Annotated in this window: 17 protein-coding genes and 1 pseudogene; 6 read left to right on the top strand and 12 right to left on the bottom strand. The window is 43.5% G+C overall.

Annotated features, from left to right (window positions below; all coding sequences use genetic code 11):
* On the bottom strand, window positions 1-1,428 hold the full coding sequence (locus NSU15_RS26120; RefSeq protein ID WP_076120938.1) for a spore germination protein: 1,428 nt from the start codon (window positions 1,426-1,428) through the stop codon (window positions 1-3).
* 299 nt (window positions 1,429-1,727) lie between these two features.
* On the opposite strand from NSU15_RS26120, the gene zwf reads away from it, so the two are divergent.
* On the top strand, window positions 1,728-3,278 hold the full coding sequence (gene zwf / locus NSU15_RS26115) for a glucose-6-phosphate dehydrogenase (RefSeq protein ID WP_339288093.1): 1,551 nt from the start codon (window positions 1,728-1,730) through the stop codon (window positions 3,276-3,278).
* 1,173 nt (window positions 3,279-4,451) lie between these two features.
* Window positions 4,452-6,050 carry a peptide chain release factor 3 gene (locus NSU15_RS26110; RefSeq protein ID WP_076120940.1) on the top strand — a complete coding sequence of 533 codons (1,599 nt, stop codon included), beginning with the start codon at window positions 4,452-4,454 and terminating at the stop codon, window positions 6,048-6,050.
* 98 nt (window positions 6,051-6,148) lie between these two features.
* On the opposite strand, the gene NSU15_RS26105 is transcribed toward NSU15_RS26110, so the two are convergent.
* Window positions 6,149-6,385, bottom strand: coding sequence for a small acid-soluble spore protein SspI (locus NSU15_RS26105; protein WP_042130985.1), 237 nt, complete (start codon window positions 6,383-6,385; stop codon window positions 6,149-6,151).
* 163 nt (window positions 6,386-6,548) lie between these two features.
* Between NSU15_RS26105 and NSU15_RS26100 the strand changes: the two genes are divergently transcribed.
* Window positions 6,549-7,232: a TrkA family potassium uptake protein gene (locus tag NSU15_RS26100; protein WP_331281342.1), complete on the top strand. Its 684-nt coding sequence runs from the start codon at window positions 6,549-6,551 to the stop codon at window positions 7,230-7,232.
* 402 nt (window positions 7,233-7,634) lie between these two features.
* Window positions 7,635-8,453 (top strand): RNA methyltransferase, encoded by an 819-nt coding sequence (locus NSU15_RS26095; RefSeq protein ID WP_339288091.1) that lies wholly within the window; start codon window positions 7,635-7,637, stop codon window positions 8,451-8,453.
* Between the two features lie 646 nt (window positions 8,454-9,099).
* Here NSU15_RS26095 and NSU15_RS26090 read toward each other — a convergent pair.
* From NSU15_RS26090 to NSU15_RS26045, 10 genes and pseudogenes are all read right to left on the bottom strand, one after another.
* Window positions 9,100-10,860, bottom strand: a complete 1,761-nt coding sequence (locus NSU15_RS26090) for an ABC transporter ATP-binding protein (RefSeq protein ID WP_339288089.1) — start codon at window positions 10,858-10,860, stop codon at window positions 9,100-9,102.
* Entirely contained in the window at window positions 10,860-12,617 is a 1,758-nt protein-coding gene (locus tag NSU15_RS26085) for an ABC transporter ATP-binding protein (protein ID WP_339288087.1), read from the bottom strand. The genes NSU15_RS26090 and NSU15_RS26085 overlap by 1 nt, the downstream gene beginning before the upstream one ends.
* A gap of 168 nt (window positions 12,618-12,785) precedes the next feature.
* A complete protein-coding gene (locus tag NSU15_RS26080; protein WP_339288085.1) occupies window positions 12,786-13,271 on the bottom strand; it encodes a GNAT family N-acetyltransferase in 486 nt (161 codons plus the stop codon).
* The gene (locus NSU15_RS26075) at window positions 13,268-14,347 is read right to left on the bottom strand and encodes a HAMP domain-containing sensor histidine kinase (protein WP_339288083.1); all 1,080 of its coding nucleotides are present in this window, start codon (window positions 14,345-14,347) and stop codon (window positions 13,268-13,270) included. The genes NSU15_RS26080 and NSU15_RS26075 overlap by 4 nt, the downstream gene beginning before the upstream one ends.
* Window positions 14,344-15,015, bottom strand: a complete 672-nt coding sequence (locus tag NSU15_RS26070; protein ID WP_076120943.1) for a response regulator transcription factor — start codon at window positions 15,013-15,015, stop codon at window positions 14,344-14,346. Before NSU15_RS26070 ends, NSU15_RS26075 begins: the two co-directional genes overlap by 4 nt.
* A gap of 161 nt (window positions 15,016-15,176) precedes the next feature.
* Window positions 15,177-16,271 carry a HAMP domain-containing sensor histidine kinase gene (locus NSU15_RS26065; RefSeq protein WP_042130978.1) on the bottom strand — a complete coding sequence of 365 codons (1,095 nt, stop codon included), beginning with the start codon at window positions 16,269-16,271 and terminating at the stop codon, window positions 15,177-15,179.
* A pseudogene (locus tag NSU15_RS26060) lies at window positions 16,264-16,943 on the bottom strand (response regulator transcription factor). Before NSU15_RS26060 ends, NSU15_RS26065 begins: the two are co-directional and overlap by 8 nt.
* Window positions 16,944-16,962: 19 nt before the next feature.
* Entirely contained in the window at window positions 16,963-17,538 is a 576-nt protein-coding gene (locus NSU15_RS26055) for a methyltransferase domain-containing protein (protein WP_339288082.1), read from the bottom strand.
* 36 nt (window positions 17,539-17,574) lie between these two features.
* Window positions 17,575-18,072 (bottom strand): DedA family protein, encoded by a 498-nt coding sequence (locus NSU15_RS26050; protein ID WP_339288080.1) that lies wholly within the window; start codon window positions 18,070-18,072, stop codon window positions 17,575-17,577.
* A 330-nt stretch (window positions 18,073-18,402) separates the two neighbouring features.
* Window positions 18,403-19,371, bottom strand: a complete 969-nt coding sequence (locus NSU15_RS26045) for a LacI family DNA-binding transcriptional regulator (protein ID WP_076120945.1) — start codon at window positions 19,369-19,371, stop codon at window positions 18,403-18,405.
* A 113-nt stretch (window positions 19,372-19,484) separates the two neighbouring features.
* Here NSU15_RS26045 and ascB point away from each other — a divergent pair, with 113 nt between their 5' ends.
* Together ascB and NSU15_RS26035 are read left to right on the top strand one after the other, a co-directional pair.
* Complete coding sequence (gene ascB / locus NSU15_RS26040) at window positions 19,485-20,897, top strand: 6-phospho-beta-glucosidase (protein WP_042130973.1); 1,413 nt, start codon at window positions 19,485-19,487, stop codon at window positions 20,895-20,897.
* A gap of 208 nt (window positions 20,898-21,105) precedes the next feature.
* On the top strand, window positions 21,106-22,950 hold the full coding sequence (locus NSU15_RS26035) for a beta-glucoside-specific PTS transporter subunit IIABC (RefSeq protein WP_042130972.1): 1,845 nt from the start codon (window positions 21,106-21,108) through the stop codon (window positions 22,948-22,950).
* Window positions 22,951-23,171 lie beyond the last annotated feature (221 nt).

Raw genomic sequence — 23,171 nt, 5'->3', positions numbered from 1 at the left:
TTATTCTTCTTCTGCCTCTGATTTGCTTGTATTCTTGCGGATGGACCATATCGGAAGGCGCAAAAAGGTGTCTTTCAAGCTTTGAATATTTACCGGGCTTAGAGGCGTAAGGTAAGGTTGTCCAAAAGATTCAAGCTTACACAAATGTATAAAAATAAGTGTCAACCCAAATGATATGCCAATATATCCGAATAAAGAGGCAGCAACCATAAGTGGAAACCGCATAAATCGGATCGCGGAGCTCATCTCGTTGGAAGGGATGAGAAAGGATGATATGGCAGTCAATGCGACAACGATGATCATTGAGTAAGAGACCAATCCAGCTTTAACAATGGCATCCCCGATGACCAAACCACCTACAATCCCAATGGTTTGACCTACACGGCTGGGCAGACGGAGCCCTGCCTCCCGCAGCAGTTCGAATATGAGTTCAAGCAGCATCGCTTCTACCAATGGAGGGAATGGGATCCGGGTCAGTGAACCTTGAATTGTGAAGAACAATTGCAAGGGAAGGACGCTGGAGTGAAAAGAAACGGTGGCAATATAGAGCGCGGGCAGTTGGAATGCTGTTACAAAACCAATCAGACGGATAAAACGGACAAAGGAAGCAATCAGCCATCGATTGCTATAGTCATCCGGCGTCTGATAGAAGGTGAAGAAGCTGGCAGGTACAATCAGAGCTGTGGGATCTCCATCCAGCAGGATTGTGACGTATCCTTTCAGCAAGTAGAAGGAGGTATGGTCTGGGCGCTCTGTATTGATATGTTGTGGAAATATAGAGTACGAATTATCCTCCGTTAATTCCTGAATAAAGCCGGTGGAGAGTACCGAATCAAGAATGATTTTTTGTATTCTAGATTCTACTTTTTTTACTAATTCAGGTTTGGCAAGGTTCTCCATATAGATTAAAGCTACCTTTTTGGGAGCGATTTTCCCAAGGGTAAAGTAGCGAACAGTAAGGTTTGGAGTGGTGATTTGTTTACGTATCAGGTATAAGTTAACCGTCATATCTTCAATAAAACCGTTATGCGGCCCCCGAATAACTGCTTCATTAAGAGGTTCGGCTATGGTTCGTTCGTGTTTGGCAGGAGTAGAGAGGATATAAAATTCAGATATTCCTTCAACAAAGTAGAGGCAGCCTCCGTTAATAAGTCCCTGAATACCTTTATTTAGTTCTGTTTCCACATCGAAGCTGAGCGTTGTAAATAGTTTGGAAAGCTCTTTATTTTTGCTATTGTAAAAAGGAGCAATCACATTCTGCTCAACCAGTTCCGTGTCTGCCATGGACTCTAGATAAAAGAGAATTCCTTCAGTTTCGTTAAAGGATATTCTTCTTTTTTTAAGATCATTTGAATAGAACAAAGCTGCTTCGATGAAATCGGCGTTTTGATCTACAGTAGTGAATGAGATCTGTGTTTGGTCAGTCATTAAGGGTGCTCGACTTTCGAGTTATTTTCCTTTAACGTTCCCGAATGATTTGCAGAATATTCCTGAATGAAAGTAACTATTAATGGATAAAGTGACAAACACTTCGTCAATATAGATAGTTTTATAAGGTGAAGTATAATTAGTAATAAGAAATTTTAATTGAAATTTGCGAAATCCCGAGAGTATTTGTCAGGAATCTGATAGCATCCTTTTTAGGAATATGCTAAAATGACATAACGTCGTTTTCTCGACGCTGAGAATGTCAATAAACTATATTACATACAGAAAGATGAGGAGCCATGGCTGAAAATCAAACCCTTGATGCACTGCACACACCCGGTGCTGTCTTTTTTATCTTTGGGGCAACCGGAGATTTAGCCCGGCGTAAGCTTTTCCCGGCGATTTACAGCTTGTACCGTGAAGGTAAGCTGGCACATGATTTTGCGGTAATTGGCGTGGCGCGGCGCCCGCGTACTCAGGAAGAATTTAGAAGTGATGTGAAGGAATCCATCCTTGAATTCTGCCGTTATAAAGCGGGAGAAGAGAGCGAATGGAATGAGTTTGTACAGCATTTTGAATACAAATCTCTGGACATCAACGATATTGATGGCTTCCGTGAATTAAGAGCTCAAACAGAAGCGCTTGAAGAGAAGTTTAGAATTCCGGGCAATCGGATGTTCTATCTTGCGCTGGCACCTGAATTGTTCGGCAGTGTCTCGTACAACCTTAAGGCTGGCGGCATGCTGGATAGCACAGGTTGGAATCGCCTCGTCATCGAGAAGCCTTTTGGATATAATCTGGAGTCAGCTGAGCAGCTGAACGAGCAGATTCGTGAGGTATTCAAGGAAGAGGAAATCTACCGGATCGATCATTATCTTGGTAAAGAAATGGTTCAGAATATTGAAGTCATTCGTTTTGCCAATGCTTTTTTCGAACCGCTTTGGAATAATAAGCATATTGCCAATATTCAAATTACACTTGGCGAAACCGTAGGTGTTGAAGAGCGTGGTGGTTATTATGACCATGCTGGAGCGTTACGGGATATGGGCCAGAATCATATATTGCAACTGCTGACTATGATCGCAATGGAACCACCAAGCCGTCTGCTTGCAGAGGATATTCGTGACGAGAAGGTGAAGGTACTTCGTTCCCTTCGTCCTTATGGTACATCTGACGAGGTTCGTGAGAACGTCGTGAGAGCACAGTATATTCAAGGCTTGCATGGTGGCAAGACCCATCCTGCTTATCGTCAGGAAGATAAGGTTGATCCTGAATCGAGTACCGAGACGTATTTTGCTGCCCGTGTGTTTGTAGATAACTTCCGCTGGGCTGGAGTTCCTTTCTATATTCGTACAGGTAAACGTCTACCGGTGAAGACAACGGAAGTGGTAGTTGAGTTCAGGGGCATGCCAACCAATGTTTATTTGGGTCAAAAGCATACGCTGGAGCCTAACCTGCTTGTTATCCGTGTGAACCCTATGGAAGGCATTTATGTAAAGATTAATGCCAAGAAGCCGGGTTCCGAGTCTGAAATTCAACCACTAGCTATGGACTTCTGTCAGAGCTGCTTAGTTGGAATTAATTCTCCGGAAGCTTACGAGCGTTTGCTTCATGACGCGGCACGTGGAGATTCCACTTATTTCACGCGTTGGGATGAGGTATCATCGGCATGGTCGTTCGTGGATCGTATTGCGAAGGCTTGGAAGGAAGAGTCGAGTGATCTATCGTCTTATCCTGCTGGCACTTGGGGTCCGGTTGAAGCGGATCAACTGCTTGCTCAGGATGGCTTCCATTGGTGGCCGGTAAACGGTCAGGAAGAAGATAATGTAGTATGGTTGAAGAATAACTAAACTTTGGTTAATGCTATCTCCCTGCAGAGGATGCAGGGAGATTTTTTTGTAATGCTGAGATTAGAGAACACTCAGCTTCCCAAGGCCACTCTGGCTCCAAATGCCGCTCGGGAGACAGGAGCATTTTTCAAATAACTGCACTTTGTACAATTAAAATCACATTTTGTGTGGAAATTAGTGTTTTAGGTGTATTCTCTGCAACTATTTTCTCCGTATAAGGTCCGAAAAGCTAGCACATTGATTTTTTAATTGCATCAAATACAACTAAAGGCGATTGGAAATACTAATGCTTCAAATAAGTGTAGGAAATACAACTATTTACTATAAGAGACTGCGGAGAAATGTGAAACGAATTCAAGGAAGGGGTCTGTATTCAACGGGTGGCCATGGGGAGCCCTGTTTCCAATTAATACACACCTCTTTGGGACGGAACGAGCGGACCTATTCCTCCGAAATGCATGTTTTAGTCGAGCTTACGGACAAATGTATGCGAAAAACCGAATATAATGTGCTGCCGGTAACGTAAATGAGCCGATTGTATGCGAAAAACCGAATACAATGTGCCTCCAGTAGCGTAAACTAGCCAAATGTATGCAAAAAATCGAATACATTGCGCCGCCAGTAACGTAAACGAGCCAAATGTATGCGAAAAACCGAATACAATGTGCCTCGGGTAGCGTAAACGAGCCAATTGTATGCGAAAAACCGAATACAATGTGCCTCGGGTAGCATAAACGAACTAGCGCTGTTATCCGCCCTGAATCACCCAGGAATGGACTTGTTATTAGGGAACAAGTGCCGTAAGGTCCCTAAGCGGAATCTAACTACGAAGGTGCATATGGATACGAGTATGGAACGGATGTACTCAGCTTGTAACGCTACCTCTAAGGGCGCCGTCAGGCGTTTTTCTTATTGAGCTATGGGAACTGGTGAACAGGATACAGACCTGATTTGGGAGATATTTTGCTGTAATAGCTTTTTAGTAGATAATGTCTGTCGGATTTTGATATACTTTAGAGGATGCTTTCACTTGAAGCGGACTGGAGCTAGACCTAAGATAGCTATTCATTCAGAAATGAAGGGGTATGAACAATGAGCAGAGCACCGATTTGAAGATAACCCCAGTGTAATTGAAGCAGAAGTAGGAATTTTATATATGAAGGGATATGTGTAATGAACAAAGCAATAGATCAGAAGCTGCAAAAGGAAGTGGACAGACGCAGAACCTTTGCGATCATTTCCCACCCGGATGCGGGTAAAACAACTTTAACGGAAAAACTACTGTTATTCGGTGGCGCTATCCGTCTGGCGGGAACCGTTAAGGCCCGTAAAGCGAACAAGCACGCCACGAGTGACTGGATGGAAATTGAAAAGCAACGGGGGATTTCTGTTACTTCCTCTGTCATGCAGTTTGATTACTTGAATCACCGTGTGAATATTTTGGATACTCCGGGTCACCAAGACTTTAGTGAGGACACCTACCGTACACTAACTGCAGCGGATAGTGCAGTCATGCTTATCGACGTGGCAAAAGGTGTGGAAACCCAAACGACTAAACTGTTTCAGGTCTGTGCGAAACGTGGGATTCCGATCTTTACCTTTATTAATAAGCTAGACCGTGAAGGACGCAGTCCGTTTGATCTGATGGAAGAGCTGGAGCAGGTACTGGGTATTCGCTCTGTGCCAATGAACTGGCCGATCGGCAGTGGACGTGAGCTATGTGGCGTATATGACCGGATGAAGAATCAGGTAGAGTTATTCCAAGGTGACGATCACTCCGTAATCAAGGTTCAGAAGGTTGATGGATATCGTGATCCAATCATTCGTGAAATGGCTGGAGAATATCTGCATGATCAATTGTGTCAGGATCTGGAGCTGCTGGATGTAGCAGGTGACGCTTTTGACTATGAAAAAGTATTAAGTGGTGAACTCACACCTGTGTTCTTTGGTAGTGCGATCAACAATTTCGGCGTACAGACTTTCCTCGATAATTTCTTGGATCTGGCACCGAAGCCTGAACCACGCCGTAGTACTACAGGTTTGGTAGAACCAATGAATGAGAAATTCACTGGTTATGTGTTCAAAATCCAAGCCAATATGAACCCGGCTCACCGTGACCGGATTGCTTTCCTGCGTATTGTATCCGGGAAGTTCGAACGTGGGATGAGCGTAAAGCATGTGCGTGCGGGTAAGGACATTAAGCTGGCCCAGCCGCAACAATTCTTGGCGCAAGACCGTGATATCGTAGAGGAAGCTTATCCGGGAGATATTATCGGGCTGTTTGATCCAGGTATTTTTAGAATTGGAGATACACTGAGTCAGGCCGGAGATTTGGAATTCGATGAGCTGCCAACATTCTCACCAGAGATTTTTGCTAAAGTGAGTATTAAAAATGCTTTGAAATCGAAGCAATTCCAAAAGGGTGTCGATCAGCTGACTGAAGAGGGTATGATTCAAGTATTCCGTACGGTTAACTTTGACGATATTCTGCTCGGCGTAGTTGGACAGCTGCAGTTTGAGGTGTTCGAGTACCGCATGAAAGGTGAATATGGTGTAGATGTTCAGTTACAGCGTATGCCATACCAGTTCGCGCGTTGGATCGTAGATGATGCTAAACCGGATGCGAGTAAGTTCCGTATTAACTCTACGCTCGTTACAGATAAGAAGGGTAATTTTGTCGTGTTGTTCGAGAATGAATATGCTATGCGGACAGCGATGGATAAGAACCCGACAGCTACGTTCCTGGAGATGGCTCCAAAAACATTGCTATAGTAAGGAAGCTATAACTTCCTGATGGTTAATAAAAACCTCCGCCTCCATAGGTGAGTTTCACTATGGTAAGACGGAGGTTTTTGGCTAATTACGTCTAGTTATGAAGTGATATTGCCAGGGGTAATTGTCTCCAAGTGATCATGCAGCATAGAGACCAAATTATCTTGTTTAGCGGTGTCCAGGTCTTTCCATATCATTTCAAACACGGCGCCAAGTCCCGGGAGTGCTGCTTCCGGTCCGTCTACCGAGCCTTCAATCATATGCCGCAAATCCTCTTCAGATTGACCATGCACTTTATGAATAATCGCCTGACGTAAGTCAATGGTAACTGGCATGAAAAAGTACCTCCTTTTTGGAATGTAGTGATATTCACTTCGTTTTAATGTACCCTGTATGGGTGCTGGAAATTCAAGTTTTTGCTACGAGAAACGGTTGTCATCCATAAAGGACCACAATGACGTTTCTTCTTGGCTTATGCTATACTATTTGAGATATAGAATGCTACGGGAGGTACATATAGACATGGCCAAAAAACAATATGCTATTATTGGCATGGGGCGTTTCGGATCCAGTGTTGCTAGAGCGCTCAGCGGTATGGGGTATGATGTACTTGCGATTGATGCGGACGAGCAGCGAACACAGGAGATTTCAAATATAGTAACACACGCCGTATCTGCAGATTCTACGGATGAGGAAGCGTTACGCGCACTTGGTATTCGCAATTTTGATGTAGTCGTTGTAGCCATTGGTGAGGACATCCAAGCTAGCATTCTGACAACTTTAATCCTGAAGGATCTTGGAGTGCCAGCAATTATTGCAAAAGCCAAAAGTGAACTGCACGGCAAAGTATTAGGTAAAATTGGTGCGGACAAGGTGATTTATCCTGAACGGGATATGGGAATGCGGGTTGCGCATCATTTGGCTTCGCCTAATATATTGGATTATATCGAGCTGTCGCCTGATTATAGTATTTTGGACATGAAGGTATCCGGATCGATGATCGGAAAAAATCTACAAGAGCTCGATATCCGCGCAAAATATGGCTGTAACGTAATGGCTATTCGCCAAGGTGAAGAGATGAACATCTCCCCTCGCGCAGAGGATCGCTTGATCGACGGGGATATTCTTGTAATCGTTGGGCATAAGGATAATCTGACGAAGCTTGAGATCGCGTATCAGTAGGTGGGGCGATTCTGATGATAAGCGTTATTCCGAGGAAAGTTGGACTTCCGGTCGCTGTTGTCTCCAGATTTTTTTGATTTGAACCGCTTGCTGCGGATAAAATCCCGAGACTGCTTATGCTTTCGAAGTGAGCTTTACTTCGTAAAGCTTTCGGGCGAACGCTTAAGCTCCTACAGTTCCAAATTTCCTCTTCATAACGTAATCATCAGGTTTATAGGGGAGTAGAAGAGAAGAAGAACAAAGATAAAGATAAAAAATAAAGATAAAGATAAAGATAAAAAACAAAGATAAAGATAAAGATAAAAAACAAAGATAAAGATAAAAAACAAAGATAAAGATAAAGATAAAGAACAAAGATATAAGAACAAGAATAAATGGCAAGGCATAAGAAAGGAAGACTTTATGGAAATCATGTCTCCGCAAAATACGCGGGTTAAAGAGTGGGCCGGGCTGCAGGAGAAAAAGCACCGTGACAAGGCTCGTAAATATATCGTAGAAGGCGTTCATCTGGTACAGGAAGCGCTGCTGGCTGAAGCAGATGTGGAATGTTTGGCCTATGACCTCGACAAAGGAATGCCTGCTGAACTCAAGGGGCTTCTTCAGTCCGTTCAGGGCATGGAAGTGATTGGCGTGTCAGCGGCCATTATCTCGAAATGCAGCAGCACTAATACACCGCAGCCGGTGTTCGCCATCGTGCGGAAGGAACAGCAGGCGGTAGAGGCTATCCTAGCGAAGAAGGAAAGCCTGGTGGTTGTCCTGGACGGTGTACAGGACCCCGGCAATGTCGGCACCATCATCCGCAGTGCGGATGCTGCGGGAGCAGACGGAGTGATCCTCGGTCAAGGCTGTGCCGACCTGTACAATCCGAAGACCATCCGTTCCACGATGGGCTCAATGTTCCATCTCCCGGTGGTGGAGGGAGATCTAAGTGAGATTTTGCCACAGGCCCGGGAACGCGGGGCATTGCTGGTAAGTACTTCGCTGCAAGGAGAAGAATCTTGCTATCAGCATGATTTTCACGGCAGTCAGTGGCTGCTGATTGGCAGCGAGGGCAAAGGCATTTCGCCCGAAACTGCTCGACTCGTGGATAAGAGTATCATCATCCCGATGGCAGGCCGCGCTGAATCGCTAAATGCGGCGATGGCAGCGACGATATTGCTGTTTGAGGGGATGCGGCAGCGAGAGTATCCACCGCAAATAAACCCGTCCCAAAGCAAATAAACTCATCCCGCAGCAAATAAAGTCGTCCCACCCACCCATTTCCCACTCATTTCCCAAACCAACCCCGGTCAAATGCGGTGAAGGGCGGCAAACTGCGGCAAACTGCGGCGAACTGAGACAACTGCGACAAGTGCGGCAAACGGCGACAAGTGCGACAAAGGGCGGCGAACTGCGACAAGGGCGACAACTGCGGCCAAAACCGCCCGAACCCCCGCCACATCAAGGGAAATTCAAGGGAAGAGCACCAGGGAAAAGCCAGAAGGCGGCCCCTATCCCCACGCTCTTCCCATTTTTCTTTTTAATCCTTCCTCAATTTTCTAAATCCTTTTCTCGATTTTTCCTCATTTATTTCTCAGATCTTTTCCAAAAACCATCACGACTTTATTTTCATTTCCCAGGCCTTTCTCAATCGTTTTTACCAGGTGGTTTCCAATACGTGAAACGACTTTATTTGCTTTGGTGTTTTTTGGAAAAAGAGAGAAGACGGGGAAAGCCAGGCGGGGCAAGGGTTTGGGGGGATGAGTGGGGGAGGGGTGGTGAGACGACTTTATTTTCGGTGCATAAGAGGTTTAAGCTGCTTCTAAAAAAGGGACGGACGATAAAAAAACTGCAAGCTCATGATTGAGTTGCAGTTTTTTTGTCGTTTTTAAGAAGCCTGTTCAAATTGGCTGTTATATAGCTCTGCATAGAATCCGTTCTGTGCAAGTAATTCCGCGTGGCTGCCGCTTTCCAAGATATCGCCGTCCTTCAGGACCAGAATCACATCGGCATTCTTGATCGTTGAGAGTCGGTGTGCGATAACGAAAGAGGTTCTGCCTTCCATAAGCTTATCCATCGCCTGCTGAATCAGCAGCTCTGTACGGGTATCCACCGAGCTTGTAGCTTCATCAAGAATGAGCATCGGCGCATCCTTTAGCATCGCGCGAGCGATGGTCAGCTGCTGCTTTTGGCCGGCGGATAAATTGACCTTATCATTAAGGATAGTATTGTAACCATCACTTAAGGTTTGAATGAAGCGGTGCAGGCCAACAGCCTTGCAGGCTTCTTCAAGCTTCTCGTCTGTTATATTCTGCTGATTGTAAATCAGGTTCTCTTTGATGGTACCCTCAAACAGCCAGGTATCCTGCAGGACCATACAGAATAGATCATGAATGTTCTCTCTCGTAAGGCTGCTGATCGGCGTATCATCAATGTAAATTTCTCCGCCTGTTAATTCGTTGAAGCGGATGAGCAGATTAACGAGAGTGGTCTTCCCTGCACCGGTAGGTCCTACTATGGCAACTTTTTGCCCGGGCTTTACGTCTGCCGAGAAGTTTTTGATAATCAGCTTCTCTGAAGTCTCATATGCAAATTGTACTTGATCAAAACGTACTTTGCCTTCAGCAGTTGCCAGCGTGCGTTCTTTCAAGCTCTCGTCTTCCATTTCTTCAGCCTCTAGGAATTCAAATACACGCCCTCCAGCGGCGGATGCCGATTGCAAATTCTGTGCGGCTTGGGCGATCTGAGACAACGGCTGGGTGAAGTACCGTACATACATGATGAAGGCGACAATGACCCCGAATGAAATCGTACCATTCATGGCTAATACAGCACCCACGACACAGACGGCGACAAAGCCTAGATTACCAATGAAGCCCATAAGCGGTGGCATCAGTCCAGAGAGGAATTGCGCTTTGAAGGCGCTGTTCTTCAGCCCTTGATTCAATTCCTGGAAGGTAGTGCGCATCTGCGCTTCCCCGTTATATGCTTTTACCACGTTATGCCCTGTGTACACTTCTTCAACATGACCATTGATTTTGCCCAAATATTCCTGCTGACTGGCAAAATACTTTTGCGATTTCTTCATGATGATCGCCATAAGACCGAAGCCGATGATAGTTGCAACGACAGCGGTGATGGTCATGATCACATTGGTCCGGAGCATCATGATAATGGAACCGATGAACATTGCGACAGCGGTCACTACAGTACCGATGCTCTGATTGAGAGCCTGACCGATGGTATCCACATCGTTGGTAACCCGGGAGAGAATATCCCCGGTTGCCGACTTGTTGTAGTAGGAGATCGGGAGTTTGTTCATTTTATGAGCCAGGTCGGTTCTTAATTTCTTGGAGACTTTTTGGGTAATATTCGACATGATCAAGCCTTGCGAGAGTGATAATAACGCGCCGACGCCGTAGATCACGACGAGGGTAATGCCAATGGCAGTAATGCCGTCCATATCGATGCCGCTGACGAGGCCGGCTGTAATCTTGTCGGTGATCTCGGAGAGCTTATCCGGACCGAATAACGTGAGTACCGTTCCAGCCGCCGCGCAGATTAGCGCAATTACGATCACTGGAACATACTTGCGGCAGTAACGGAGCAGCTTGCTCCATGTATTCTGACTCTTATTCTTAATCTTCATTAGGCAAGCTCCTCCTTGGTCAGCTGTGAGTAGGCAATTTCCTGATATACGCTGCAGGTTTGCATTAATTGGTCATGAGTTCCGATACCGGCGATTTGTCCGGCTTCCAGAACAATGATTTTATCGGCGTCTTTGATTGTACCGATACGCTGAGCTACGATCAGCATTGTTGAGTCATGCGCGTCTTTTTTTAGCTCACTGCGTAATTTGCGGTCAGTCTTATAGTCAAGCGCCGAGAAAGAATCGTCAAAGATTAATATTTCTGGATGTCGTGCAATCGCCCTGGCAATTGACAGCCGTTGTTTCTGCCCGCCAGAGAGATTTGATCCGCCTTGGGCGATATGGGCATCATAGTTCCCCTCTAGCTTTTCTACAAATTCAGAGGATTGGGAAGTGTACACCGCATCTACAATATCTGAACTGAGGACCTGACCGGAGCCGTTCTCACCAAATGCAATATTGGAGGACACTGTTCCTCCAAACAAAACAGCCTTCTGGGAGACGTAGCCCATTTTATTCCGTAGCGCTTGCTGGTCGTATTCTTTAACATTGATGCCATTTACCAGCACTTCACCTTCTGTAGCATCATAGAAACGGGGAATGAGATTAACAAGTGTACTTTTTCCGCAGCCTGTTGATCCGATAAAAGCAATCGTTTCTCCCTGTTTCGCCGTGAAGCTGATGTTCTCCAACACATATTCCTCTGCATCTGGATATTTGAAGCTAACCCCCCTGAATTCAATTTCATCTTCTCGCTTCACAGGGAATTGAGTTACTGATCCATTCTTCAAGCTAGGTACTGTTTCTAGCACTTCATTGATACGCTTAGCCGATACTTGAGCGCGGGGCAGTAAGATAAAGATCATAATCAGCATCATAAAGGCCATAACTACTTGCATAGCGTAGGAAGAGAATACGATCATATCTGAGAACAAGCCCATCTTGGCTGTCCCCTCGGCTGCTTGAATGAGTACGGCACCGATCCAATAGATGGAGAGGCTTAACCCACTCATAATCAAAGTAATACTTGGCATCAACATGGTCATAACATTGTTGGCAAATAGATTGGTACTGGTAAGCTCGTTGTTGGCTACAGCGAACTTCTTTTCCTGATATTGCTCGGCATTGTAAGCCCGGATGACACGAAGACCGTTAAGATTCTCTCTGGATACACGATTCAGATTATCTGTAAGCAGCTGCAGCTTTTTAAATTTAGGCAGGACAAGCACGATACAGATCGCGACAATAATTACGAGCAGTGCGACCGCGACACCTGTAGAAAGGGTCCACTGCCAGCTTTTGCCGGAAATCTTGAGTAACGCCCACACTGCAAGGATTGGAGCTTTCACAAGCAGTTGTAAGCCGATCACAATCAGCATTTGTACTTGCGTGATGTCATTCGTGGAACGGGTAATTAGACTTGCTGTTGAGAAGTTGCTGATTTCCTCCATGGAGAAGGACTGCACCTTATCGAACAAATTGGAACGCAATCTTGCAGACAAGTCGGCCGCTATTCTCGCAGCAATGCCTGCTACAACCACCGAGGTCGCCAGACTGCCAAGAGCACAGAGCAGCATCCAGCCTCCTGCCACAAGGATCTCATTCATTTCGCTTCCTGGTGTCTGGATCAGCCGGGTAATATCACTCATGTAGTCAGGCAGTTCTAAATCCAGCCAAACTTGAGCGATAATGAACATAAGGCTGATACCGAATAAGAACCATTCTTTGGGTTCCAGATTCTTGAGTAATTTCAACATAAGAATGACTCCTTTGCATTATCGTTGCTATGATCGTAACGGAGAATGATAAACTGAAAATTAACTTTTGCTATGAAATGAAAGAAGAGACCATCCCTTAAGCCATAGAATGACTGCTTGGGATAGCCTCTTATGTTAGAGCAGGATATACGTGAACACCTTAACATTTTATAAAAAATACACATAATCTATGAATTCTTCAATAAAATCTGCGCCGTTCTCATTTCTCCTTTTTTGATACATTGTGAATCCAACACTTTCATACATCCGTTGAGCAGGGTTTAGATCGTTGTTCGTGGTCACAATAATTTTTTTTACATCATTCTGGCTGATTCTATTAACCGCCTCTTGAAGCTGGATTTTACCATAACCATTGCCTTTATGTTTCGAAGCAATGCAATTATGCCCGATTTCTGCATACTCAGGCATGTTTCTAGGGTCCCACACCACAAATCCGATGGGTTCATCATTTACGGTTGTGATAAAAGCATATTTATCAGCAATTTGTAAATGGTCAAAGAAAAAGTTGTCACAATCCTGCCAATCAGAAATAGAGCTTTGTTCATATCTTCGATCAAATAAATACGCATCTGTCAATAATTCAAAGAGAATTCCCCGATTAAAGCTGCTCAGTTTTTTGAATTTCACACTCATTTATTGGTAGCCCCCATTTCTTTTCTTACCTTTTTAAAATCGGGGAGCAGTACAGTGAAAGTGGTTCCTTGCATTGGAACACTGTCGCAGGTGATAGTTCCATCGTGCAGCTCAATGATTTTTTGGACAATCGTAAGCCCCAAGCCATTACCGGCAGTAGAGTGAGAGGTATCCTGTTGATAGAACTTGTCGAAGACCTTGGGGAGTGCATTTGGACTAATGCCTACTCCATTATCACGGAACGTAATTTCGACCTGATCCTTCAACCGCATCATGGTAACTTCGATTTCACCGTGCTCGGGCGTGAACTTGATCGCATTGTCTAATAAATTTAGCCAGACCTGGCTCAACATCTCTTTATTCCCGGGTACCTCATAATCCTGCACGTTGGCTTTGAAGGAAATATGCTTTTTCGTAAGTTTAGTATGCTGTAGCAGGACACATTGGCGAATTTGTTCTCCAACATTGAAGGGTTGTCGATCGCTTAATATCGCTTGTGCTTCCACTTTGGAGAGGTTCAGGACATTTGAGGCCAGAGCGGCCAGGCGGGTAGATTCTTCGATAACAATATCCAGATATTCATTCCGTTCGTCCTTGCTCAGCTCATCATCCTTCAGGATTTCAGCGAACCCTTTAATCGATACAATCGGAGTACGGAATTCATGGGAGAAATTGTTTACAAAGTCTGTACGCAGAATTTCAATGCCACCCAGCTCCTCAGCCATCCGGTTAATATTCTCGGAGAGAATCTTGAATTCCGGAGGGTGTTTGAGCTGTAGCCGCATGGAGAAGTCCCCTCCGGCTAACTTGTCAATGGCATCAATAAAGGTATGGATTGATTTCAGCATTCTACGACTGGTAATGATCGATATGACGGTGCCGATAATGGTGCAGGCAATCAATATAATCAAGGTGAGAATTTTTTTGTCCTGGAGAATCCGCTCATCTAGCAGACCGAAGACTAGGGACAGATAGGTCAGGATTCCGGTGATCAGCATTGTAATGAGGAAAATGATGAATACACCAATCGAGAAGTAGATCGGCAGACTGATTTTGCTACTTAGCTTTTTGATCATGTTCTCACCGCCTTGTATCCGAGACCCCGGACGGACACAAGTTCGAACTCCGGATAGTTTTCAAACCGTTTTCGCAAGCGATTGATGTGCACATTAACAGTAGTGTCCGTGGTTTCGCTGTCCATCCCCCAGATTTCGTCCATCAGCTGGATGCGAGTAAAAATGCGCTCCGGATAGGATAAAAGCTTATAGAGGAGATGGAATTCCTTTTGGGGAAGCGTCTGTTTTTCATTGTCTCGAGTTACTGTTAACGCATCGAAATCAAGAATGACTTTACCGACAACAAGCTTACGGGCGCTTACAATCTGTGAACGGCGCAAAAGGGCTTGAATTCTCAAGAGCATTTCTTCTGTATCCACAGGTTTGGTCATGTAATCGTCCGTTCCGAGGCGGAATCCTTTTTTCTTATCTTCTGGAAGCTGTTTGGCCGTGGCCATGAGGATCGGGATTGTGTTGTTCGCATTCCTTAGCTCTTCGGCAAATTCGTAACCATCCATCCCCGGCATCATGATATCGAGGATAATTAGATCGATATGCTGGACTTCAAGAACTTCCAGTGCCTGGATGCCATTCTCAGCTGTTAACACTTTATAACCTTCCCGTTTTAGGACAGCGTTCATTAGTTTTCTGACATGCTTATCGTCTTCCACAACGAGGATATTAATCATGGTTTCACTCCAATAGGTTTCGGATTTAACCCTTTTCCCCATAATTCTAATTGATAAAAGTGATAAAGACAAAATCCTTAGTGGCTCTTTAGATTCCATTGCGTTCTTCCTAAACTCCCTCGGCGTAAGTATCCGATCGGGCACTTTTATGCTTAGTGGTATTAATCTTCTTTAAGGGGCAATCTCAGTTGAAATGTGAAGACATCATTAGTATGTTTAAGTGTTAAGGTTCCCTCGTGCAGCTCAGCAATATTTCTAGCAATGGAAAGGCCAAGTCCAGCTCCTGTTTGAATTCCTTCGCTATTTCTTGAATGGTCAACCTTATAAAATCGGTCAAATAGTCTCTTCTCTTGATCTCGTGTAAGAGGAGTCCCTTTATTTTCAATTTCTATGGAAATGTGTTCACAATTTGTTGTCATCCGTATGTAAATGCTTCCAGGCTTGTAGGAATATTTTAATGCATTCATGAGTAGATTATCGATAGCTCTGGCAACTTTTTCGCTGTCAATTAAAGTGAATACTGGTAAATCGGAGAATCCTTTCACGAGATGTACACTATTTTCTTGAGCAATCGGTTCGAATTCAAATAACAACTGATTTAAAAGCTGAGATAAATCGATTTTTTCTAGTTTTATCCTGGATTCAACTGAAGTAAGCCTGGTATATTCGAATAAATCATCAAGTAACTTCTTCAAATGAACCGCTTTGTTGTAGGTGTTTTGAATGAAACGTGTGTATTCTTCTTTATCTTGAAACGAACCTGTTCGTAAGAGCTCAATGTATCCAATAATGCTTGTAAGAGGTGTACGTAAGTCATGTGAAATCCCCGTGATCATCTCCATCTTCGATTTTTCAATTTCACGTTCCTTGATAATCTGTTTTTCTAGTTGCTCTGCCATCCGATTGATGTTTAACGCCACCGATCCCAGTTCATCTTGTCGTTCAACAGCTACCCGGTAACTTAAATTACCTTCGGAAATAATTTGAAGTCCATGCTCCAGTGCAATTAAATCTTTGACGATTCGTCGGGTCAATGAAAAAAATGTAATCACAAAAATAACTAAAAACATTGGTGTAAGAAGATAGGCCAGAAAATTGAACAACCATTCCCATTTTGTTACATTGGCAAAGTGAAAGAATAGGAGGCTAAGTGAGGTATTAATTGCTATGGTAATGATTAAACTCAACACCATCCTGATTAAAATATTGGTCTGAATTCGTTTGTTTTTTTCTGGTTTTCGCTTAATTCTAGTCAATTTTATAGCCAACTCCCCAAACAGTCTTAATATACAAAGGTACTCTTGGGTTCTCTTCTAATTTTTCTCTTAAGTTACGAATATGGACCATTACGGTATTGTCAGAATATCCATAAGGTTCTTTCCATACATTCTCGTAAATTTGCTCCGAACTAAAAACTTGCCCAGGCCGACTTGCAAGCAAAGTCAAAATCGCAAATTCAAGTGGAGTCAATGAAACATCGGCTCCCTTAATCTTCACAGAATGTTTATTTTTATCTATTATCAGGTCTTTGATTATAAGTAGTGAATTGAATTCTTCCTTCCCAATTAAGGACTGGCGCCGTAATTGGGCTTTTACACGAGCCAGTAGTTCCAGCGGATTAAACGGTTTGATCATGTAATCATCTGCCCCAGTAGTTAAACCTGTGATTTTATCAATGTCTTCCTGCTTGGCTGACAACATAATAATAGGAATATTCGATATTTCTCTTATTTCAGACAGGCTATAATACCATCCATTCGCGGCATCATAACATCCAGGATAACCAATTGAATGGGTGTTGTTTGTATTGCTATCAGCGCCTCCTGACCATCTGCTGCTTCAAGCACATGGTAACCTTCATTCCGTAAATAAACATGAATCACATCTCGAATTTCAGAATCATCATCCGCAATAAGGATTGTATTCATTAACTACAACGCCCCTTCTTCATTTATTTATAATAGTTCCCTTTTTGCGACAGACATAGACTATAGCAGGGGGAAGATTAAAAGGCACGAATTCTATTTTTTCAATACTAAAATATTCGGATAATTGCTTCTTCATCTGAAGTGAATATTGAAATGCGACAAATAATCCTCCTGGCTTGAGCGCTTGATAAATCTGTTCCACTAAGGTATCTCTCAGTTCACGCTCAAAATTAAAAAAGGGCAACCCACTAAAAATACAGTCTAGCTGATGAATATCTAAATCCTTCATTCTTTCTACTAAATGAGAAGCATCTGAATAACAGGAGAAGTCAGGGTATTCTGTTTTTAGATTATTTCTCATGGTCTCATCCATTTCAAACAATAATACTTTTGTTGTTTTATTTATCTTAGTACTAATTGCACGAGTGATTGCACCTGTCCCTGATCCAAGTTCAGCAACGGCCTTAACCTCGGGCCATTTCGCTTGTTTAACCATGGAATCTGCGAGAAACCGTGAACTTGGTATAACACTACCAACCCGTTTTGGATGTTTAATAAAACTTCGTAAAAATAAAATGTTTTCATTGAAGCTCACTTAGTTTCCCTCCATTAATTTAAGATTTAATTGAAATTAGGGATTGAATAAATTTGATAGAATGTGATCCCCGAAGTACGTACCTGCCGAGAAAAACATTAAGGTCCAACCTAAAGCACTGGTATAAGAAATAAGAGCAAATCGTCTATAACTTGTACCGCTTAGTCCGATTAATAGAGGGATGATATATCGTACAACTGGGATAAACATGCCAATGTACATAGCCATATTTCCGTATTTTTTCAAGATCTGCTCTGCTTTTTGAAAATGTCTATTCTGCTGGAATCTGTTCTTCAGTTTTTGACCGGAGAATTTACCTGCAAAATAAGCAAGTGTAAAGGCTGTTAATAGCCCTGACAAAATGCAGAAGTAAGTCATCCATGAATTAATTACCTCCATATGGCTCAGGGTTGCTCCGGTGAGGATTGTAATTTCATTAGGGATTGGAATTCCAAAAGGTCCTAGAGTGAAAGCAAGATAAAAAATCAGATATCCATACTGATTGATTAGCTCTAAGATCGTATTACTGGCCAATATGACACCTCTTTCGCTCAGTTCAATACAGAAATCTTAACGAAAAATTCTGAGGATTTAGTGGTGAGAATTCTAAAGAAATCCTGAAGAGGTGTATGGGAATCCTATGAAGATGATGTTTATCCGGGATAAGCAAAGCGAAGTGTTCCTAGATCATAAAAATGTCTCGTCTGGATTATCAAGGTGAATAATTCTCAGTAGATGGATGGTGAGAGTAGATATTCAAAATATTAGTATTTATACAAAAAAGTCCTGATGATCAAGAAACTTTTGATCAATCAGGACTTTTTTATTTTCATACACCCGGGTAATACTATAACAATGGGCAAACTAGGTTGTCTCCCGTTGAATTAGTTGAAACGACAGTGGCTGCAGTTCCATCTCCCGCCCAAGTAGCACTGGAGCCAGCAGAAGAAAAGCGTTCTCTGCCTGTCCCGCAATCGGATTCAGAATGGTGGTGATTCCAAGGGTTCGCGACAGCTCTGAATGATCAAAACCAACGATGGCGAGATCCCTGGGCACGTCCAATTTCTGCCTGCGTGCTTCGCTGAGAATGCCCGCCGCGACCAAATCATTGGAGCACAAAATCGCGTCCGGCCGGTCTGTTTCATCCATAAGGGTGCGCAGTAACTGCTCTCCGTCGTGGATGCTGTAAATCGTAGAGTAATACCAATTCTCGACAACGGGAAGATTATATTTGGTCATGATGTGCTCATAGGCCAGGCGTCTGCTTTGGGTATTAATGCTGCTGGGACGGCCGAAGGCATTAGCGATACGCTTATAACCCCGCGCTATCAAATGCTCCAAAGCGAGTGCGTATCCATCATATTGGTTCATGGCAACGGACGGTATATCAGGATGGTCCATGCGCTGCCAGGATACGATGGGTCCGTATTTGCAGTAGGAAGAGATGACATTCTGTTCGTTAACGGAGGTCAGGATGAGCAGGGCGTCGACTCGTTTCATTTTGAGATCCTCAAAAGCCTGAAGCTCCTTTTGCTTATCCCCACCGGTAGTATAAATAATCGTCTGGTATCCGTAACGACCGGAGATTTCGACGAAGCTGTTCATAAAGCTCAGAATAAGCTCGTTTAAGTCCATGGTGATCATGCCGATTTGCTGCGTCTGACCTTTGGATAAAGAAATGGCATTTCGGTTAGGAACATAATCCGTTTCCTTCATAATGGCGAGAATTTTCTCACGAGTCTCCTTGCTAACATGAGGCGATTGGTTCAGGACGCGGGACACCGTGGCTTTGGAAAAGCCCGATAGCTTAGCAATTTCGTCAAGAGTGGACATCGGTTTGTTCTCCTTCACATGAATAATACTTGACATGTAACGCGTTCCAAGGTTTAGGATTCGAATTAGAGCAGTAATCCTATACTATCACAATAGCAAAGGCGGGAAAAAATATGGAATTGCAATTTCCAAAAGGATTCTTATGGGGCGGTGCTGTAGCAGCCAATCAGCTTGAAGGGGCGTATCAGGAGGATGGTAAAGGATGGTCCACCCAAGATGTTATGCCGAAGGGGATTAAGTCTGCGCCTACAGAGGTTCCTACTGACGATAATATGAAGCTGGTGGGAATCGATTTCTATCACCGATATAAAGAAGATATTAAGCTGTTCGCGGAAATGGGCTTTAAAGTGTTCCGGACGTCTATTGCCTGGTCCCGGATTTTTCCGAAAGGGGACGAGCTGGAGCCCAATGAAAATGGTCTGCAGTTTTACGACGACCTATTCGATGAGTGTCATAAATACGGCATCGAGCCACTGGTGACTATCTCCCATTATGAAACTCCGCTACATCTGGCAAGAGAATATGATGGATGGGTTAACCGTAAGATGGTGGATTTTTACGAGCGCTATGTAAGAACGATATATAATCGTTACAAGAACAAGGTTAAATATTGGCTGACCTTTAACGAGATTAACTCCATTCTTGAGTTTCCATTTATGAGTGGCGGGATCAATACGCCGTTAGAGAAATTGAGTAAGCAGGATCTGTATCAAGCTATTCATCATGAGTTCGTAGCAAGTGCTCTGGCCGTGAAGATCGGACATGAGATTAATCCAGACTTCCAAATAGGGTGTATGGTGCTTAGCATGCCGATTTATCCTCTCACTCCGCATCCGGACGATTTGATCAAGGTAATGCAAAGTGATCACAAAAATATGTTCTTTGCGGATGTTCATGCTAGAGGGTATTACCCTGGCTATATGAAGCGGTTCTTCAAAGAAAATGGGATTCACATTCATTTTGAGCCAGGGGACGAAGAGATTCTGAAGCATACTGTGGATTTCATATCGTTCAGTTACTATATGAGCACTTGTGAAACGGCTGATCCAGAGAAACAGATCAGAGGAGAAGGGAACCTGCTGGGTGGGGTGCCTAATCCGTATCTGGAAGCGAGCGAATGGGGCTGGCAGATCGACCCACAAGGCTTGCGTTATGTTATGAATATGTTCTACGACCGATATCAGAAACCGCTGTTTATCGTGGAAAATGGTCTTGGCGCTGTCGATCAGCTGGTAGTAGATGGGAACGGCGAAAAGGTAATAAACGACGACTATCGGATCAATTATTTACGAGATCATCTGGTTCAGGTCGCGGAGGCTATTGCCGACGGAGTGGAAGTCATGGGCTATACAAGCTGGGGCTGCATCGACTTGGTTAGCGCAACGAGCGCCGAACTAAAGAAACGTTATGGCTTCATTTATGTGGACCGTCATGATGATGGTTCAGGTACTCTTGAACGATACCGGAAGAAGTCCTTCCACTGGTACAAAGAAGTGATTGAATCAAATGGACAGAACCTGTTCTAGGATGTCGGTTGACATCATGAATTGAACATGTTAATTTGTAAATAACAATTAATCGGATATCAGGATTGCTACTGCATAGCAGGCAAAACCTAAGTTTCATTTATGTTTACGGGAGATTTCTCTCTCGTGCATAAATGTGATTTAGGTTTTTTTGCGTTCATTCCTTCTCGATTGATTAATATATCGGTTACCAAAGGGGTGTAGGATAATGAGTTATGAACAGCTGGGTAAAGACATCATTCAATCTGTCGGTGGAGAGAAAAATATTAACAACGTAATTCACTGTGCTACTCGACTAAGATTCACGCTTAATAATGAACAGAAAGTTGATAAAGAAAAGCTGGATAAAATGGAAGGGATTATTGGTGCAGTTAGCAAAGGGGGACAATTCCAAGTTATTGTGGGTACCCATGTTGCTGATGTTTATAAAGAGATAAGCAAATCCATATCCCCTAGTAGTAATTCTGGCGATAATACGGTTAAGAAACCTATAGGAACCCTGATTTTTGATGTGATTTCTAGAAGCTTCTCGCCTTTAATTGGTGCCTTAGCGGGTGCGGGTATGTTGAAAGCGCTATTAACTGTACTGACTTCGTTAAATGTTTTAGCAGCGGATGGAGAGACTTACAAAGTACTAGCCGGCGCTAGTAATGCCGTGTTTTACTTTCTGCCAATTTTCCTAGGCATTACGTTATCGATTAGACTTGGTGTAAATGCTTACGTAGGGGGCGCTATCGGTGCGGCTTTACTCGAACCAAATATTACGGGATTAGCCAGTATTGAATCTCCACATTTTCTAGGTATTCCTTTAGTAATGTCGGATTATTCATCGAGCGTTTTTCCGATTTTCATCGCTATCTGTATATATGCTTTATTAGATAAGCAGCTAAGAAAGTTTATACACAAGGATTTACAATTGTTCTTGGTACCTATGTTATGTTTGATGTTAATTGTTCCTTTAACCATTTTGGTTTTCGGACCGTTTGGAGTGAATGTAGGGAACTTAATCGGAGACGCTATTGTGTTCCTCAGCAGTAAGAGTGGTATTATTACGGGTGCAATTGTGGGGATTTCCTGGACGTACCTGACCGTGCTCGGTTTGCACTGGGGACTCGTTCCGATTATTCTTGAAAACATTGCTAAGGGTGGAGATCCGATCTATGCAATGGCAGGTATGGCTATTTTCGCTCAACTTGGTGTTGCCTTAGGTATTTTCTTGAAAACAAAAGACAAAAAGTTGAAAACATTGGCCGGAAGTACCTTTTTACCTGGCGCGCTCTCAGGCGTAACTGAACCTATTATTTACGGATTGCTGACACGTTACAAACGGACTTTTATTTATGTATCTATTGCCGGTGGTCTAGGTGGAGCGATGTCGGGTCTTGCTGGTGTAAAAATGGAAGTATTCGCATTTGTTAGCGTATTAAGTCTTCCTGCATTCTCACCTTTGGCTATTCAAGCGATCATAGCTCTTGGGACGATTATATTGGCTACGGTGATTACGATGTTCTTTGGTTTTGAAGACAAAAAGAAAGTGATCGCTGAGGAAGAAACTACGAGTTCTGAGAACAATGAGGTTATTCTGCCTCACGCTGTGAAAAGTACAACGGTTGCAAGCCCTCTTGCCGGTAACGTAATCCCATTATCCTCCGTAGATGATGCTGCATTTGCTTCTGAAGCAATGGGCAAGGGGATGGCAATTGAACCTTCAGAAGGTAAGCTGTACTCCCCAGTAAGCGGGGTTGTATCCACCATTTTTAGAACAGGTCATTGTATTGCAGTCGTATCGGATGATGGCGTTGAAGTTCTGATTCATATCGGTATAGAAACTGTGAAGTTAAAGGGTAAATACTTTGATGTGAAGGTGGAAGAAGGAGCAACTGTTAAACAGGGTGACCTACTGATTGAATTCGATCTCGAGCAAATTAAAAATGAAGGCTATCAAAGTACAACACCGATCATTATTACCAATACAGCTAACTATAGTGACGTTATTGGCACTAAAAAAGCAGCGATCACACCGGGCGAAGATTTGTTGACGGTAGTAGTTTGATTAGTGGCAGGCCATAAGAATTAAAACGAAATCGATCTCTTAGTATGGATGCTGAGAGGTCGATTTTTTTATGAAAAACATAATAAAAATATAGCTAGTTGCGCATAATGGAAAGGATTGCTAGATGCTTGTCGATTAAATAAGTCCATGGTATGATTTTTATAAATTAATAATTGTGGATTGTTACTGGTCGTGCAGGCAAAACCCGAAGTTAAGCCATT

This window comes from Paenibacillus sp. FSL E2-0201, assembly GCF_037963325.1.
In the GTDB taxonomy this organism is placed as follows: Bacteria; Bacillota; Bacilli; order Paenibacillales; family Paenibacillaceae; genus Paenibacillus_AQ.
This window is presented reverse-complemented; position numbering and strand designations above follow the sequence as displayed.